Genomic DNA, 15,333 nt, shown 5'->3' on the forward strand with positions numbered 1-15,333 from the left:
TGCCGGCGGCCTGCAGGTTCAGGTATTGCCGCACATCGGGTCGCGCTTAGGTTCCATAATCGTGCTTACGCGATTCATCTATCCGTGTAGCCGCGTCACACCCCCTGCGTGGCGCCAGCTACACGACGTCGCCATTTGATATAAGGAATCGACACCAGCGTGCCGATGACCAGATGGTAGAGAACGACGGCGAGCGCGGCTCTTTCGTCGGGGAAATTGACGCTGGCGATTGCCATGGCGATTCCCGGATGGCGCGTTCCAGTCGCCAGTGCCAGCACGGTGCGGTCCTTCGGCTCTGGACCACCGAGCTGGTGGCCGACCAGAAGACCGATCAGCGTGAAGGCCGCCAGCGCGACGGCGACGCCGTTGCCCACCATCGCCCATACAGCCGGCCATGCCACGAACAGCACCGGCAGGCATGCGGCGACGAGCAGCGCCATCGCTGCAGCTGAAACAGGCCGGGCAATCCGGTCCGCGAAGGCCGGCGCGTAGTGCCGCACAGCAATGCCGGCTGCCAGCGGCGCGATGACGGACGTGAGTTCTATGAAGCCTATCTTGAGCGCCGATATGCCCGTATCGTGTCCGAATGCCGCGCCGACGAGTCTCACGGCGAGCGGTGCCAGAACGATCGCCATGAGCGAGGCCGCCACCAGCAGGCCGATGGTATAGGTGGCCGAGCCGCCCGCCCCGCGCTGCTTGTTGGCAAGGATGGGTGGCACCGGCGAGACCGCCAGCGCCACCAGCGCGATGCTGACCGGCCGCGGCAGATGGAACAGCGCGGCGATCGCTGCGGCGACGACAACCATGATGACGTTCATGGCGAGGATCGAGCGCAGGAAAAGCGCGCGATGCTGCACAAGGTATATCGCATCCTCCCGTCTGGCGGAAAGACCGATCGTGAAGACGAGAAAGAGGATGCTGACCTTGATCGTCAGCAACAGCAGGTGCGCGAGCGTCATGCCTGCACTCTATGCGTGAAGAATATAACGATATTATTTATCCCGGGATTTATGCCATGACTGCCACGCCCCCGGCCTGCGGGTCGTCGCCGCGTGCGGGATGGCGCGCGGCGACGGGCAGGATCACTCCGCCGCCACGCGGGCATAGGCCGCGGGATCGTAGTTGAGGATCGGGCCGAGCCAGCGCTCGACCTCGGCCACGTCCATGCCCTTGCGCAGTGCATAATCTTCCACCTGATCGCGCTCCACCTTGGCGACGCCGAAGTAGAACGCTTGAGGATGCGACAGGTAGAGCCCCGAAACCGATGATCCCGGCCACATCGCGTAGCTCTCGGTGAGCTTCACGCCGATGCGCTCTTCCGCCTTCAACAGGTCGAACAGCGTCGCCTTCTCGGTGTGGTCGGGCTGGGCCGGATAGCCCGGCGCCGGACGGATGCCCCGATAGTCCTCGCGCAGCAACGCCTCGTAATCGTCCTCGCGTTCGTCGGGTGCGTAGCCCCAGAATTCGCGCCGCACGCGCTGGTGCATCCGCTCCGCGAAGGCTTCCGCCAGCCTGTCGGCGAGCGCCTTGACGAGGATGGAGGCATAGTCGTCGTTGGCGTGCTCGAAGCGTTTGGCAATTCGCTCCTCGGCGAGGCCGGAGGTCACCACGAAACCGCCAATGTAGTCGGCCTTGCCGCTGCCCCCGGGCGCGACGAAATCGGACAACGCCACGTTCGGCTTGCCGTCGCGCCGGGCGAGTTGCTGGCGCAGGGTATAGAAGGTCGCGATCCGCTCCTGACGGCTTTCGCCCGTATAGAGCGCGATATCGTCGCCCACCGCATTCGCCGGCCAGAAGCCTATGACGGCCTTAGGCGTGAACCAGCGCTCGTCGACGATCCGCTTCAGCATCTCCTGAGCTTCCGCATAGAGTTGGCGCGCCACCGGGCCCTGCGTTTCGTCGGCGAGGATATCCGGGAAGCGCCCGCGCAGCTCCCATGACTGGAAGAACGGCGTCCAGTCGATGTAGCGCGCGAGTTCGCCCACGTCGTAGCTGCTGAAGGTGCGCGTGCCGAGGAATGCAGGTCTGGGCGGCGTGTAGTTCGCCCAGTCGACGGCGAAATGGTTCGCCCTCGCCTTCTCGATCAGCACGCGCTTCTTGTCGGCCTCGGCGCGCGCATGGGCGGCGGCGGCCTTCGCGTAGTCCTCGCGGACGCCGGCGATATAGCCGTCGCGCAGGTCCGGCGAGAGCAGCGACGACACCACGCCCACGGCGCGGCTGGCGTCGTTGACGTGGATCGCCTGCCCGCGCGCGTAGTTGGGGTGGATTTTCACCGCCGTATGCACCCGGCTCGTGGTGGCGCCGCCGATGAGCAGCGGGACGTCGAAGCCCTCGCGCTCCAGCTCCGCCGCCACATGCGCCATCTCGTCGAGCGAGGGCGTGATGAGGCCGGAGAGGCCGATGATATCGACCTTCTCCGCGCGCGCCGTGTCGAGAATCTTCTGTGCCGGCACCATGACGCCGAGATCGATGATCTCGTAATTGTTGCACGCCAGCACGACGCCGACGATGTTCTTGCCGATGTCGTGCACGTCGCCCTTCACGGTCGCCATCAGCACCTTGCCGGCGGAAGACAGCTGGGAGAGGCCCGTCTCCTGCTTCTCCTTTTCCATGAAGGGCATGAGATAGGCCACGGCCTGCTTCATCACGCGGGCGGATTTCACCACCTGTGGCAGGAACATCTTGCCGGCGCCGAACAGGTCGCCGACCACATTCATGCCCGCCATCAGCGGCCCCTCGATGACGTGCAGCGGGCGCTGCGCGGCAAGGCGGGCCTGGTCGACATCGTCCTCGATATATTCGGTGATGCCGTTGACGAGCGCGTGTTCGAGACGCTTGCCGACTTCCCAGGTGCGCCACGTCAGGTCCGCCTCGCGCGCCTGCTTGCCCTTGCCCCTGAAATCCTCGGCAAGCGCCAGCAGCCGCTCGGTGCCGTCCTTGCGCCGGTTCAGGATCACGTCCTCGCACGCCTCGCGCAGCGCGGGGTCGATCTCGTCATAGACGGAAAGCTGCCCGGCGTTGACAATGCCCATGTCCATGCCAGCCTGGATGGCGTGGTAGAGGAAAACGGCGTGCATCGCCTCGCGCACCGGCTCGTTGCCGCGGAACGAGAACGACAGGTTGGAAACGCCGCCTGAGATGTGCGCATGCGGCAGGGTCTGGCGGATGCGGCGTGTCGCCTCGATGAAATCGACGCCGTAGTTGTCGTGCTCCTCGATGCCGGTCGCGACGGCGAAGATGTTGGGATCGAAGACGATGTCCTCCGGCGGAAAGCCCGCCTCCTCCGTCAGCAACTTGTAGGCGCGTGTGCATATCTCGACCTTGCGCGCCTGCGTATCCGCCTGCCCCGTCTCATCGAACGCCATGACCACGACCGCCGCGCCATAGGCACGCACGATGCGCGCCTCGTGCAGGAACTTTTCCTCGCCCTCCTTGAGCGAGATGGAGTTGACGATTCCCCTGCCCTGCAGGCACTTCAGCCCGGCCTCTATGACGCTGAACTTCGAGGAATCGACCATGATCGGCACGCGGGCGATGTCGGGCTCGGACGCCACCAGATTGAGGAAGGTCGTCATCGCCTTCTCACTGTCGAGCAGGCCTTCGTCCATGTTGATGTCGATGACCTGCGCGCCGTTCGCGACCTGATCCCGTGCCACATCCAGCGCCGCTGCGTAGTCGCCGGCCGTAATCAACTTGCGGAAGCGCGCGGAGCCGGTCACGTTGGTGCGCTCGCCGACGTTGACGAAGGGAATGTCGGGCGTCAGCGTGAATGGTTCGAGGCCCGAGAGGCGCAGCAGCGGCGGTTGCGTCGCCGGCTTGCGCGGCGCCTTGTCCGCCACCGTCTCGGCAATGGCGCGGATATGGTCGGGCGTCGTGCCGCAGCAGCCGCCGACGATGTTGACGAGCCCGGCTCCGGCGAACTCGCCGATGAGCTTCGCCATTGCTTCCGGGCTTTCGTCATAGAGGCCGAACTCGTTCGGCAGCCCCGCGTTCGGATAGGCGCAGACGAAAGTGTCCGCCGCCTGCCCCAGCTCCTGGATATGCGCGCGCATCTCCCGCGCGCCGAGCGCGCAGTTGAGGCCGATGGAGAAAGGGTCTGCGTGGCGCAGCGAATACCAGAAGGCCGTCGGCGTCTGCCCGGACAGAGTTCGCCCGGAGAGGTCCGTGATCGTACCGGAAATCATGATCGGCAGCCGCACGCCGGTTTCCGCGAACACCTGTTCGGCGGCGATGACGGCGGCCTTGGCGTTCAGCGTGTCGAAAATGGTCTCGATCAGGATGACGTCCGCGCCGCCCGCGATCAGCCCGCGCGTCTGCTCGGCATAGGCGCCGCGCACTTCGTCAAAGGTTACAGCGCGATAGCCGGGATCGTTGACATCCGGCGAGATCGACAGCGTGCGGTTCGTCGGGCCGATGGCGCCCGCCACGAAACGCCGGCGGCCGTCTTTCTCCCGCGCGATGGTGGCGGCCTCGCGGGCCAGCCGCGCGCCCTCGAAGTTGATGTCAAACACCGCTGATTCCAGCCCGTAGTCGGCCTGCGCGATCGAGGTGCCGGAGAAGGTGTTCGTCTCGACGATATCCGCGCCGGCCAGGAAATATTGCAGGTGGATGTCGCGGATGGCGTCCGGCTTCGTGAGCACGAGGATGTCGTTGTTGCCCTTCAGGTCCTGTCCGTGGTCCCGGAAGCGCTCGCCGCGGAAGTCGGCCTCCGTCAGCTTCAGGCCCTGCACCATGGTGCCCATGGCGCCGTCGAGGATCAGGATGCGCTCCCGCGCGGCGGCCGTCAACGCCCTGCGGACCTCGGCTCCGTCAACAACCGGCGATGTACTCATTCTCAACTCATCCTCTCTCCGCCGCACGGGGCGGCGCTGAAACCGCGTCAGGCGGCTGCTTGCGCCTGCCCGGCCAACGGGCGCAGGCCCAGCAGATGGCAGATCGCGTAGACGAGATCGGCGCGGTTCATCGTATAGAAATGGATATCGGTGACGCCGCGGTCCACCAGATCGAACACCTGTTCGGCGGCCACCGCCGCCGCGATCAGGCGGCGCGTCTCCGCGTCGTCGTCGAGGCCGTCGAAGCGCTGCGCGAGCCAGGCCGGCACGCTCGCCCCCGCGCGGGCGGTGAAGGCCGCCGTCTGGCGGAAATTCTGCACCGGCAGGATGCCCGGTACCACGGGGATATCGATGCCCGCCGCGCGCACCTTGTCGAGATAGCGGAAGTACACATCGTTATCGAAGAAGAACTGGGTGATCGCGCGCGCCGCGCCCGCCTCGACCTTCTGCCGCAGCACATCGATATCGACATCGATGCTCGCGCTCTCCGGGTGTTTTTCCGGATAGGCGGAAACGCTGATCTCGAAATCGCCGATCTGGCGGATGCCCGCGATCAGCTCGGGCGTCGAGGCGTAGCCTTCCGGATGCGGCGCATACGGCGTGCCGATGCCGCCGGCCGGATCGCCGCGCAGCGCCACGATGTGATGCACGCCCGCCTCGGCATAGGAGCGGATGACGTCGTCCACCTCCGCCCTCGTCGCGGAGACGCAGGTGAGATGCGCGGCCGGGCGCAGCGCCGTCTCCTCCACGATGCGCCGGACGGTGGCGTGCGTGCGCTCGCGCGTTGAGCCCCCCGCGCCGTAGGTCACCGAGACGAAAGCGGGACGCAGCGGCTCCAGCCGCTTGATCGAGGCCCAGAGCGTCTCTTCCATCGCCGGCGTTTTCGGCGGAAAGAACTCCAGCGAGACGCGCACCGGGCGCGTGCCGTCGCGGCTCGGCCGGAAGCCTGGTCGGAACCCGGGACGGGATTCATGAAGCGTCATATCAAAAACTCCCGTCAAGCAACTGCGGATATGGAAGAATATTCTGGAACATCGGTAACGACGCGCCGGTCGCGAGCGAGATACAGCGAGACGGTCAGCAGATCGCCCCGGCCGGGCTCGGCAGGCGTCAGGTCGCGATAGCCGATGAGGTCGAGTTCCGCCTCCTCCAGCCAGCCGGACATCTGCTCATGGGAAAAGCCGAGCCTGCGGTGGGCGTGCTTCTCCCGCAGGAACTCAAGCTCGTGGGCGGCGAAATCCACGATCAGCAACCGCCCTCCCGGCGACAAAGCCCCGGCCGCCTCGCGGATGGCGCGCGCCGGATCGTCGAGGAAGTGCAACACCTGATGAATGAGCACGAGATCGAAGGAATGGCGCTCGACAGGCAGCGCGTGGATATCGCCCTGCCGGAGCTGGACATGGGACAGGCCCGCCTGCTCCAGATTGGCGCGCGCGACGGTCAGCATGGCATGGCTTGCGTCGAGGCCGACGGCCCTCGCCGCCCGCTCGCCCAGAAGCTGCAGCATGCGGCCGGTGCCGGTGCCGAGATCGAGCACGGCGCGGAATGGTTGCTCGCCGATCATCTCGCGGATGGCGGCTTCGACGGCATCCTCCGGAACGTGGAGGGCGCGCATCTCGTCCCAATGCCCCGCGAGACGCGAGAAATGCACCTGCGCCGCCTGTGCCCGCGCCTCGCGCACGGCATCGAGCCGCTGCCTGTCGGCCTGCAGCCGGGAGTCCCCGCGATGCAGGCGCGCGACGAGATCGCGCACCACCATGGCGCCGGCGTTCTGGTCCGCCAGCCGGAAGAAGGCCCACGCACCCTCGCGTTGGCGCTCGATCAGCCCGGCTTCCGTCAGCAGCTTGAGATGGCGCGATATGCGCGGCTGGGATTGCGCCAGAATGTCCGTCAGATCGGAGACGTTCAGCTCGCCCTCGGCCAGCAGGGCGAGAATGCGCAGGCGCGTTTCCTCGCCTGCAGCCTTCAGCGCCGCCAGCATCGCGGACAGCGGAACGGCCATGGACGCCTTCTCCCGGAGCGGCCCGCGAGATCGCAAAGGAGCGGACGCTGCCGCTGATGACGTCGTGCCGGAAGTCATGTTCGCACCCCGCTCAAGCCCGCGATATTCCTCGCGTCCCCCTCGTCCGGGACGCTCCATGCCTTATTTTGAAGAACTGCAAAAATCATATAAAGATATATTTATATATATTCTCGCATGGAGGCAAGCGCCATTTTCCGGCGTCTCCCGCCCCTGCGGGCGGGCGGGCCGCCTCTTGACCGGCGCCTGGCGAGGGGTCATATGTCGTTTCAAGCTGTTTCCGGATAGGTGCTGCATCGGCGGGCCTGTGCGGGAGTGTTCCGAAACGAAGTGCCAAAAAGGGCTTCGGATATGTCACGCATGCCATCGTTGTCCTCGCCGTTCCTCCTTGGCTTCGACGAGATCGAGCGCGCGCTCGACAGGGTCGCCAAGGCCGCGAGCGACGGTTATCCTCCCTACAATATCGAGCGCATCGCCGGCGAAGGTAACACGCCGGACCGCCTGCGCATCACGCTGGCCGTCGCAGGATTCACGCGCGAGCAGCTTGAAATTACGCTGGAGGAAAACCAGCTTGTAATCAGAGGCCGTCAGACTGAGGATAAGGGCCGCCAGTTCCTGCACCGTGGCATCGCGGCGCGGCAATTTCAGCGGTCGTTCCTTCTGGCGGACGGCATGGAGGTGTTGGGGGCCGACCTCGCTAACGGGCTCCTGTCGATCGATCTGGTCAGGCCCGAGGCCCAGCGCATCGTCCGGCGGATTGATATTCTGGCGCGCGATTGATCGCGGCCAAGACTCGCGACTGCTTCTGAAGGAGAGTGCGATATGATCAATGGTTCCTTTGAATTCGACGGCGACGCGACCGACGTGCGGGCTTTCGGCCTCGCTGGCGGCGGCAAGATCGCCTACCTGCGGTCCATCCGTTCCGAGGACGTGAAGAAGCTGTTCCCCGATGCGCCCGCCATCAAGCCGGGCCTCAAGCTCTTCGCCCTGCTCGCGGCGGACGGCACGCCCATAGTCGTCACCGACTCGCGCGATGCGGCCATCGCCAACGCCTGGGCGCACGATCTTGAGGCAGTGAACGTCCACTAATTCAGTATCTTACCGGGTGATATTCATATGCCGCCGCGGGTTCTCCTGCGGCGGCATTGTTTTTCAGGCGGAAACGGCTCCAGCGACGGTCGCCACCAGCAGATCGATATCCTGCGGGCGCGAGAGCCGGTGATCGCCGTCCTTGATGAAGGTCACGGTCGTCGCCTCGCCCGGCAGGTGCTCCACGAGTTCCAGCGCGTGGCGCCACGGCACATCCGGGTCCTGCATGCCCTGCAGGATATGCACCGGGCAGCCGGGGGCGATGGGCGCGCCGAACAGGTTGTGGCGCGCGCCGTCCTCAATCAGCGCCCGGGTGATCGGATAAGGCTCGCCATAGGCCGAAGGCACCAGCAGACGGCCGCTTTCCGTAACGGTGCGCCGGTCGCTTTCGCTCATGGCGGCCCACATCAGCTTGTCGGTGAAATCGACGGCGGGCGCGATCAGCACCAGCGCGGAAGGCGCGCTGTCCGTTCCCGCAAGCGTGCGTGCGGCAAGCAGCGAGAGCCAGCCGCCCATGGAGGAACCGACGAACACCGGCCGCGTGCCGGCCCTGGCGCGGATGATGCTCACTGCATCCGACAGCCAGTCCGAAATGGTGCCCTCCTCGAATCGCCCGTCGGATTCGCCGTGTCCCGAATAGTCGAAACGCAGGAAGGCCTGCCCGCTTCGCTGCGCCCAGTCGTCGAGCGCGGCGGCCTTGGTGGCGCGCATGTCCGAGCGGAAGCCGCCGAGCCAGACGACGGTCGGCGACCGCCCCTCGCGCGGCAGATAAGCCACACGACGACCGCCGGTAGCGGTTTCGTTAATGAAAAATTGCGCGTTCGGCTGGTTCACTTTACATAACTCCGCTGTCAGCATGGGTATTGTACGAATCTTTCCACCTACTCTTACCATTGGTGAACCTGTCGATGCGACCGGGCGCTCTCCGACCGAATGTATCCCGTGGCCTGTCCGCGACGACGACGCACCCGCTGTACGGCCGCACGGTCTTGCAGATCATTCCCGATCTGGAGGCCGGCGGGGCGGAGCGCACCACGGTCGATATCGCCGCCGGCCTTGCGGAAGCCGGTGCGCGCGCGCTGGTCGCGACGGAAGGCGGCCGGCTGGTGGGCGAGCTGCAGGCCAATGGCGGCGTCTGGGTGCCCTTCCCGGCCCGTAGCAAGAACCCTGTCGCGATGGCCTTCAACGCGCGCAAACTGGCCCGCCTTTGCCGACAGGAGGGCGTCGAGCTGCTCCACGCCCGCTCCCGCGCGCCGGCCTGGGTGGCGCTGATGGCGGCAAGGGTGCTCGGCCTGCCGTTCGTCACGACCTATCACGGCAGCTATTCGGGCAAATCGTCCGTCAAGGTGCTGTACAATTCCGTCATGGCGCGCGGCGACGTGGTCATCGCCAATTCGCGCTACACCGCGGGTCTCATCGAGGCCGCGCATCCGGTTGCAGCCGGGCGTGTGAAGGTCATTCACCGTGGCACGGATCTCACGCAATACCAGCCCGACAGGGTGGCGCCGGAGCGAGTCGAGGCGCTGCGCAAGCAATGGCAGACCGCGCCGCACCAGCGGATCGTGCTGCTCGCCGCACGCCTCACCGCATGGAAAGGGCAGCGCGTACTGATCGAGGCGGCGCACCTCCTGCACGACGGGCAAGCCCATCGCGACGCGCTTGCGGACGTGGTCTTCATCCTCGCCGGCGACCCGCAGGGGCGCGATGGTTACGTACGCCAGCTCGACAAGGACGTCGCGCGCCTCGGCCTGACGGACGTCGTGCGCCGCGTCGGCCATTGCGCGGACATGCCAGCCGCCTTTCAGGCCGCGTCCGTCGTCGTCGTGCCGTCGACCGAGCCGGAAGCCTTCGGGCGGGTGGCGGTGGAAGCGCAGGCCATGGGAACGCCGGTCATCGTCTCCGATCTCGGTGCGGTGCCGGAAACCGTGCTGAGCCCGCCGGACGTCGCGCCCCAGCAACGGACCGGCTGGCGCGTGCCCGCCGGCGACGCGCCAGCCCTGGCCGCCGCCGTTGCGGAGGTGCTGCTGCTCGGCGCCTCCGCCCGTCAGTCGCTGACCGCGCGTGCGCGCCGGCACGTCGAGTCGCATTTCTCGCTGGAATACATGGTTAATGAGACGCTTGGCGTCTATGCCGCCCTGCTGGCCGGCAGGCAGCGCACGCCGCAGGGTTGACACAGGTCGTCATTTTCGTGTCGTGATGTGGCCGGATGCTATTGACATTGTGGTACTTTATGCAAATGTTCCGGTCATCGAGGCAGTGCGTCGTGGCAGGAGGGCAGTTGATTTTTTCGGTTTGATCCGGGAGGTGCCCATCGCTGTCCGGCGTCAATCAGGAGAGATCAGCCATTCGCCGCCCCATGAGATCGCTTGCGGTTCCGCAGAAGGAAGGGCCGCGCGCCAACAGAGACATCCGTGGCGTTCGTGAAGTTCAACTTATCGATGAAGAGGGCCAGAATCGCGGGGTCGTATCGTTCTTCGACGCCCTGCGCATGGCCGAGGAAGCGGGACTGGACCTCGTCGAGATAGCCCCCAACTCGACCCCCCCCGTCTGTAAGCTGCTCGATTACGGCAAGTTCAAGTTTCTGGAGCAGAAGAAGGCCGCCGAGGCCCGCAAGAAGCAGAAGACCGTCGAGGTGAAGGAGATCAAGCTCCGCCCCGGCATCGATGACAACGACTATAACGTCAAGATGCGGGCGATGCAGCGCTTCTTCGAGGAAGGCGACAAGGTCAAGGTAACCTTGCGCTTTCGTGGTCGCGAGATGGCGCATCAGGATCTCGGCTACAAGCTGATGCTGCGCGTCAAGAACGATGTGCTCGAAACCGCCAAGGTGGAGAGCGAGCCGCAGCTCGAAGGCCGCCAGATGACCATGGTACTGGCGCCACGGTAGAGCTTTATATCAGGTATATCGAATAACAATTATTGGCGCTTGCGTGACGGCGCGCGCTTGCGCACAATGACTCCCGGGGGCGGCGGACAACGGGTTCGCCCTCCGCGCATTCCCGGGAGCAACATATGTCGTCGCCGCTCGTTTCTCCGCAATGGCTCGCCGAAAAGCTCGGCCTCGCCGGCAGTGCCGCCGATCCCGCCGTCGTAACGGTCGACGGATCGTGGTATCTGCCCGCGGAGAATCGCGACCCGCAGGCGGACTATCTCAGGGCGCACATTCCCGGCGCCGTTCGTTTCGACATCGACGCCCTCAGCGATCGCGCCTCGCCCCTGCCCCATATGCTGCCATCAGCGCCGGATTTCGCCGCGCGCATCGGCGAACTTGGCATTTCCGACAAGGATATCATCGTCGTCTACGACGGCGCGGGCCTGTTTTCGGCTGCGCGCGTGTGGTGGACCTTCCGTCATTTCGGCGTGGAAAACGTCTTTGTGCTCGACGGTGGCTTTCCACGCTGGCAGGCGGAGGGGCTGCCGGTCGAGGCAGGCAGCGTGACGCGCCAGCCGGCGGCCTTCGCGGTGAAGCCGGCGCTTGAGGCGGTGATCGATGCCGAGGGCGTGCGCACCTATCTCGATCGGGCATCCGCCCAGGTCGTTGACGCACGCGGCGCACCCCGCTTCCGGGGAGATGTGCCGGAGCCCCGCCCGGGCCTGCACAACGGCCACATTCCGGGTAGCCGGAACCTGCCCTTCAGCGAGATCGTCAACAACGGGCAGCTCAGGCGCCCGGAAGAAATTGCCCGGGCCTTCGCACAGGCTGGGGTGGATACCGACAGGCCGGTCGTCGTCACCTGCGGCTCCGGCGTCACGGCAGCGGTGCTGGCGCTCGGCCTCCACAGGTTGGGCAAGCCAGTGACAGCGCTTTACGATGGATCGTGGGCGGATTGGGGCTCGCGCGAGGACCTGCCGGTCGCCACCGGCCCGGCATCGTGATGCCAAGGGATATTGGCCGACCCGACTGATCGGCCATTATCCATGCCTCGTCTGCTCAACTACTTTCAACAAAATTTTGTGTAAGCTATTGATTAAAAATCACATTATCCGGGTGGTTGCGCGATTTCCAGCATGTGGCGTGTCAGCCGGCGCTCGAAGCGCAGCCAGACGCGGCGGGTGATTTCCACCAGCACCAGATAGAGTACGGCGGCGTAGATATAAACGTTGAAGTCGTAGGTGCGCGAATAGGCATAGCGCGCCTCGCCCATCAGGTCGAAGATGGTGACGAGGGCGGCGAGCGCGCTGGCCTTGACCATCAGCACCACCTCGTTGCCGAGCGGCCGCAGTGCCACGATCATGGCCTGCGGCAGAACCACGAGCCGGAACGCTGGCCAGTAGCCAATGCCGAGCGCCCGCGCGGCTTCCCATTGCCCGGTGGGCACGGATTTGATCGCGCCACGGAAAATCTCCGCCTGATAGGCTGCTGTATTCAGCGTGTAGGTGAGCAGCACGCAATACCACGCCTCGCGAAAAATCCACCAGACGCCGAGTGTTTCAAGCGTTCCGCGAAATTGCAGGCCGCCATAATAGACGAGGAAGAGCTGCACCAGCAGCGGCGTGCCGCGCAGCGAATAGCTGAATGCGCGGAACGGCGCGCGCAGCCAGCGCCTGCGGGACAGCAGCGCGAGGGACGATGCAAGCCCCAGCACCGCGCCGAGGCTGCAGGTGATGACGACGATCTGCACCGTGATGCCGAGGCCGGACACGATGCGCCCGCCGTAGCGTTCCCAGAGTTCCGGACTGCCGAACGGCGTGAACAGCACGCCGAGCGCCTGCGTCAGCACCGCGTGCAGCCAGCCGGTGAGGGTCGGGATGAGATCCGTCATGCGTCCCGCTCCCGTCCGCGCGCACTGCGCCGTTCGAGGTGCGCGAAAAGCTCGCCGGAAACGGCGGAGATCAACAGGTAGACAACGAAGGCGGTGATGTAGAACAGAAAATACTGCTTCGTCGTGCCCGCCGCGACCTGCGTCATGCGCATCAGCTCGGTCAGCGAGATCACGGATACGAGCGAGGTATCCTTCAGCAGCACCATCCACAGGTTGCCGATGCCAGGCAAGGCGTGGCGCAGCAGTTGCGGGAAGATGACGAGGCGCAGCGTCAGTCTGCGCGACAGACCGAGCGCGGCGGCGGCGGCATACTGGCCTTGCGGAATCGCTGTGAAGGCGCCGAGCCACACCTCGCTCGCGTAGGATGCGTTGACCACGCCCAGCGCGACGACGCCCGCGGCGAAGGCCGGTATTTCCACGACGACGCCCGGCGCCACGGCCGCGAACAGTTGCCGGAGCGCGATCTGCGCGCCGTAGAACACGAGGAACAGCGTCAGCAGCTCCGGCAGGCCCTTGAACACCCACGCGAACGCAACGGAAGCGCCGCGCGTGATTCTGCCGCCGGAGCGCTGCGCCAGCGCCAGCAGAAAGCCGAACATGATGCCGAACGGAAAAGTGACGAGTGCGAGCGCCAGCGTAAGCAGCGCCCCCTTCAGAAGCTCGTCGCCCCATCCCCCCTCGCCGAACGATAGCAGGCTCAGCAACTCGGACGCCGGCATAAGCACGCCCCCTGCGTCCGCCCCCGCGTGTGCGTCATTGGATCGTCAACCGTCTCGACCGCCTGGGAAATCCGTGCGGCTTGAAAATGATAGCCGCTGTCAAACCGCAAAACGGCGCCCGTGTCCAGCCGGGAAGCCCGAATTCCTCAGGGATTCCCGCAGGAAATACAGCCGCGGGGGCGCAAGGCCCTCCCCGGCGGTGTCACGATCAGTCGAGCTTGTAGTCGAAGTACTTCGCCGCGATCCGCGCGAAGGTGCCATCGGCGTGCACCTCGTCGATCGCCTTGTCGAGCAACGCCTTCAGATCGCTGTCTTCCTTGCGCAGCGCCGCGCCGATGCCCTCGCCATGGTACTCGAGAACATTGTCGAGGTCTGCCAGCAGCTTGCAGCACGCCTGCCCTTCCTTGCTGCGCAGGAAGTCCATGATCGTTGGCTTGTCTGCCATCGTGGCATCGATGCGCCCGCCGGCGAGATCGGTGTTGGCCTCGTCCTGCTTGGGATAGAGACGGATGTCGGCGTCCTTGTAGACGCCTTCCGCGTAATTCGTGTGGATGGTCGACGACTGCACGCCCAGCACCTTGCCCTTCAGGCTTTCGGGCGAGGCGTCCTTGAGGGGCGAATCCTTCGCGACCGCGACGCTGGGGCGCAGCACGAGGTAGGGCTTCGTGAAGGCCACCTGCTTCTTGCGCTCCTCGGTGATCGACATGGAAGCGAACACCGCGTCATAGCGGCCCGCGAGCAGCGCCGGCAGGATGCCGTCCCAATCCTGCGCCTGGAAGGTGCAGGTTACGTTCGCCTTCTCGCAGATGGCCTGCGCGAGATCGATCTCGAAGCCGGCGACCTTGCCGGACGAATCCGTGTAGTTGAAAGGCGGATAAGCGCCTTCGGTAGCGATGCGAATGGTTTTCCATTCCTTGGCCGACGCCGGCGTGGCGAGCGGCAAGGCGGCGAGCGCTGCCGCAAGCGCGACAGAGGCTGCAACGGTAAGACGGCGCATTACGGTTCCCCTTATGATTTTGCGGACACAGGCACTGCATCCCCGTTCCCGCCCGCCGGAACGGGAATCGCATGACATCTGGCTTCTAGGGTACCGGAAAGACGACGCGGCTTACAAGCCGTCCGTTTGAAGGGCATCCGGTGCGCGACAATGGGCCGCCGGATGCAAACGGGGGCTGCGGCCGGCGCCGCGCCCCCGGAAAGTCAGGCGAAAGACAGCCGATCAGGCCGCGGCGGCGCTCGCCTCTTCGAGCGTGCGCACGGAAAGCACCATTTCGGGCACGTATTCCGGCACGTGGATCTTCGCCGTCGTGTTCTCGACGATGGTGTCGACCACGATGCCCGGCGCGCGCTCGCGCAGGACGAGGCCGTCGTCGGTGGGCTCGATCACCGCGAGTTCCGTGACGATCAGCGTCACGCGGCGCAGCGAGGTCAGCGGCAGGGTGCATTTGGGCACGATCTTCGGCCGGCCGCGCGCCGTGTGCTGCATGGCGACGATGACGCGCCGCGCGCCGGTCACGAGGTCCATCGCGCCGCCCATGCCCGGCACCATCTTGCCCGGCACCACCCAGTTGGCGAGCTGGCCGTTCTCGTCCACCTCAAGCCCGCCGAGCACGGTGGCTTCGACGTGGCCGCCACGGATCAGGCCGAAGGAGACCGCGCTGTCGATGGTAGCCGCGCCCGGCAGGGCGGAAACGTAGCCGCCGCCAGCGTCGGTCAGGTCTTCGTCCTCCATGCCCTCCGGCGGGCGGGCGCCCATGCCGATGATGCCGTTTTCCGACTGGAAGAAGACGGAGAGTTCCGCCGGCACATAGCGCGACACGCCGGTGGGCAGGCCGATGCCGAGGTTGACGAGCGAGCCGGGTTTGAGTTCACGCGCCACGCGGCGCTGGATGATTTCCAAGGCGTCCATG

Annotated in this window: 14 protein-coding genes; 5 read left to right on the forward strand and 9 right to left on the reverse strand. The window is 65.7% G+C overall.

What is annotated here, in order from left to right; genetic code table 11:
* Positions 1 to 95: 95 nt before the first annotated feature.
* The 4 genes from FHS82_RS08235 to FHS82_RS08250 form a co-directional block, all read right to left on the reverse strand.
* Positions 96 to 959, reverse strand: a complete 864-nt coding sequence (locus FHS82_RS08235) for a bile acid:sodium symporter family protein (RefSeq protein ID WP_166950787.1) — start codon at positions 957 to 959, stop codon at positions 96 to 98.
* A 123-nt stretch (positions 960 to 1,082) separates the two neighbouring features.
* Positions 1,083 to 4,832: a methionine synthase gene (metH, locus tag FHS82_RS08240; RefSeq protein WP_166950788.1), complete on the reverse strand. Its 3,750-nt coding sequence runs from the start codon at positions 4,830 to 4,832 to the stop codon at positions 1,083 to 1,085.
* Between the two features lie 47 nt (positions 4,833 to 4,879).
* Complete coding sequence (gene metF, locus FHS82_RS08245) at positions 4,880 to 5,815, reverse strand: methylenetetrahydrofolate reductase [NAD(P)H] (RefSeq protein WP_166950789.1); 936 nt, start codon at positions 5,813 to 5,815, stop codon at positions 4,880 to 4,882.
* Positions 5,816 to 5,829: 14 nt separating this feature from the next.
* Entirely contained in the window at positions 5,830 to 6,834 is a 1,005-nt protein-coding gene (locus tag FHS82_RS08250) for an ArsR/SmtB family transcription factor (protein ID WP_208394150.1), read from the reverse strand.
* Between the two features lie 369 nt (positions 6,835 to 7,203).
* Here FHS82_RS08250 and FHS82_RS08255 point away from each other — a divergent pair, with 369 nt between their 5' ends.
* Positions 7,204 to 7,632, forward strand: a complete 429-nt coding sequence (locus FHS82_RS08255) for an Hsp20 family protein (protein ID WP_166950792.1) — start codon at positions 7,204 to 7,206, stop codon at positions 7,630 to 7,632.
* A 42-nt stretch (positions 7,633 to 7,674) separates the two neighbouring features.
* A complete protein-coding gene (locus FHS82_RS08260) occupies positions 7,675 to 7,941 on the forward strand; it encodes a BQ00720 family protein (protein WP_166950793.1) in 267 nt (88 codons plus the stop codon).
* A gap of 63 nt (positions 7,942 to 8,004) precedes the next feature.
* On the opposite strand, the gene FHS82_RS08265 is transcribed toward FHS82_RS08260, so the two are convergent.
* On the reverse strand, positions 8,005 to 8,718 hold the full coding sequence (locus tag FHS82_RS08265) for an alpha/beta hydrolase (RefSeq protein ID WP_343042530.1): 714 nt from the start codon (positions 8,716 to 8,718) through the stop codon (positions 8,005 to 8,007).
* Between the two features lie 131 nt (positions 8,719 to 8,849).
* Between FHS82_RS08265 and FHS82_RS08270 the strand changes: the two genes are divergently transcribed.
* The 3 genes from FHS82_RS08270 to sseA all read left to right on the forward strand — a co-directional run bounded on the left by FHS82_RS08270 (position 8,850) and on the right by sseA (position 11,817).
* Positions 8,850 to 10,112: a glycosyltransferase family 4 protein gene (locus FHS82_RS08270; RefSeq protein ID WP_166950795.1), complete on the forward strand. Its 1,263-nt coding sequence runs from the start codon at positions 8,850 to 8,852 to the stop codon at positions 10,110 to 10,112.
* 185 nt (positions 10,113 to 10,297) lie between these two features.
* Positions 10,298 to 10,828 (forward strand): translation initiation factor IF-3, encoded by a 531-nt coding sequence (gene infC / locus FHS82_RS08275; RefSeq protein ID WP_166950796.1) that lies wholly within the window; start codon positions 10,298 to 10,300, stop codon positions 10,826 to 10,828.
* A gap of 125 nt (positions 10,829 to 10,953) precedes the next feature.
* Positions 10,954 to 11,817: a 3-mercaptopyruvate sulfurtransferase gene (gene sseA, locus FHS82_RS08280; RefSeq protein ID WP_166950797.1), complete on the forward strand. Its 864-nt coding sequence runs from the start codon at positions 10,954 to 10,956 to the stop codon at positions 11,815 to 11,817.
* Between the two features lie 104 nt (positions 11,818 to 11,921).
* Here sseA and FHS82_RS08285 read toward each other — a convergent pair whose 3' ends face one another.
* From FHS82_RS08285 to FHS82_RS08300, 4 genes are all read right to left on the reverse strand, one after another.
* Complete coding sequence (locus FHS82_RS08285) at positions 11,922 to 12,704, reverse strand: ABC transporter permease (protein WP_166950798.1); 783 nt, start codon at positions 12,702 to 12,704, stop codon at positions 11,922 to 11,924.
* On the reverse strand, positions 12,701 to 13,423 hold the full coding sequence (locus FHS82_RS08290; RefSeq protein ID WP_166950799.1) for an ABC transporter permease: 723 nt from the start codon (positions 13,421 to 13,423) through the stop codon (positions 12,701 to 12,703). Before FHS82_RS08290 ends, FHS82_RS08285 begins: the two co-directional genes overlap by 4 nt.
* 208 nt (positions 13,424 to 13,631) lie before the next feature.
* A complete protein-coding gene (locus FHS82_RS08295; protein ID WP_166950801.1) occupies positions 13,632 to 14,420 on the reverse strand; it encodes a transporter substrate-binding domain-containing protein in 789 nt (262 codons plus the stop codon).
* A gap of 222 nt (positions 14,421 to 14,642) precedes the next feature.
* Positions 14,643 to 15,332, reverse strand: coding sequence for a 3-oxoacid CoA-transferase subunit B (locus tag FHS82_RS08300; RefSeq protein ID WP_166950803.1), 690 nt, complete (start codon positions 15,330 to 15,332; stop codon positions 14,643 to 14,645).
* Position 15,333 lies beyond the last annotated feature (1 nt).

Origin of the sequence: Pseudochelatococcus lubricantis, from assembly GCF_011762225.1 — a bacterium.
Lineage (GTDB): Bacteria > Pseudomonadota > Alphaproteobacteria > Rhizobiales > Beijerinckiaceae > Pseudochelatococcus > Pseudochelatococcus lubricantis.

Bases quoted from the DNA above. Each gene is read 5' to 3' on its own strand.
- FHS82_RS08260 (WP_166950793.1), top strand. From the start codon at position 7,675: ATGATCAATGGTTCCTTTGAATTCGACGGCGACGCGACCGACGTGCGG.
- FHS82_RS08290 (WP_166950799.1), bottom strand. From the start codon at position 13,423: ATGCCGGCGTCCGAGTTGCTGAGCCTGCTATCGTTCGGCGAGGGGGGA.
- metF (WP_166950789.1), bottom strand. From the start codon at position 5,815: ATGACGCTTCATGAATCCCGTCCCGGGTTCCGACCAGGCTTCCGGCCG.
- sseA (WP_166950797.1), top strand. From the start codon at position 10,954: ATGTCGTCGCCGCTCGTTTCTCCGCAATGGCTCGCCGAAAAGCTCGGC.
- FHS82_RS08270 (WP_166950795.1), top strand. From the start codon at position 8,850: ATGCGACCGGGCGCTCTCCGACCGAATGTATCCCGTGGCCTGTCCGCG.
- FHS82_RS08235 (WP_166950787.1), bottom strand. From the start codon at position 959: ATGACGCTCGCGCACCTGCTGTTGCTGACGATCAAGGTCAGCATCCTC.
- FHS82_RS08255 (WP_166950792.1), top strand. From the start codon at position 7,204: ATGTCACGCATGCCATCGTTGTCCTCGCCGTTCCTCCTTGGCTTCGAC.
- metH (WP_166950788.1), bottom strand. From the start codon at position 4,832: ATGAGTACATCGCCGGTTGTTGACGGAGCCGAGGTCCGCAGGGCGTTG.
- FHS82_RS08300 (WP_166950803.1), bottom strand. From the start codon at position 15,332: ATGGACGCCTTGGAAATCATCCAGCGCCGCGTGGCGCGTGAACTCAAA.
- FHS82_RS08250 (WP_208394150.1), bottom strand. From the start codon at position 6,834: ATGGCCGTTCCGCTGTCCGCGATGCTGGCGGCGCTGAAGGCTGCAGGC.
- FHS82_RS08285 (WP_166950798.1), bottom strand. From the start codon at position 12,704: ATGACGGATCTCATCCCGACCCTCACCGGCTGGCTGCACGCGGTGCTG.
- infC (WP_166950796.1), top strand. From the start codon at position 10,298: ATGAGATCGCTTGCGGTTCCGCAGAAGGAAGGGCCGCGCGCCAACAGA.
- FHS82_RS08295 (WP_166950801.1), bottom strand. From the start codon at position 14,420: ATGCGCCGTCTTACCGTTGCAGCCTCTGTCGCGCTTGCGGCAGCGCTC.